A 511-nucleotide genomic window follows, 5' to 3' on the forward strand; every position below is an offset into this window, starting at 1 on the left:
TTAAGGGTTAAGCCATCAAGCTATTACGACTGGCTAAGTCGTGATCTCAGCGACCAACAGATACATCGCAACCAGTCTGAATTACTGGTTAAAGCGGCTCACAATGAAACGAAAGAACGTTATGGCGCAGATCGACTGCATGCTCATCTAAGCGAGCAAGGCCATAACATTAGCCTGTATATGGTAAGAAGCATCAAAGAGCAACACGGCATTAAATGTCGTAGTCATAAGCGCTTTAAAGTCACCACCGACTCCAATCACAACAAGCTGGTCTATCCAAACGTACTGGATCAGAAGTTTGATGCTAAGCGCCCTAACGAGTCGTGGGTCAGCGACATTACCTATATCTGGACGAATGAGGGTTGGCTGTACTTAGCAGGGGTCAAAGACTTATACACCAAAGAGCTTGTCGGTTACGCTATTAACAAGCGTATGACCGCAGATTTAGTTTGCAAAGCACTAAATATGGCCATCAAGAATAAACGTCCAAGCAAAGGGCTAATCGTTCATT

General features: G+C 44.6%; 1 protein-coding gene. It reads left to right on the plus strand.

What is annotated here, in order from left to right; genetic code table 11:
* Positions 1-511: IS3 family transposase (locus E2R51_RS20610; protein WP_133378741.1), on the plus strand; the 511-nt coding region annotated here is incomplete at both ends.

Source organism: Jeotgalibacillus sp. S-D1 (genome assembly GCF_004358665.1).
Classification (GTDB): Bacteria; Bacillota; Bacilli; order Bacillales; family Jeotgalibacillaceae; genus Jeotgalibacillus.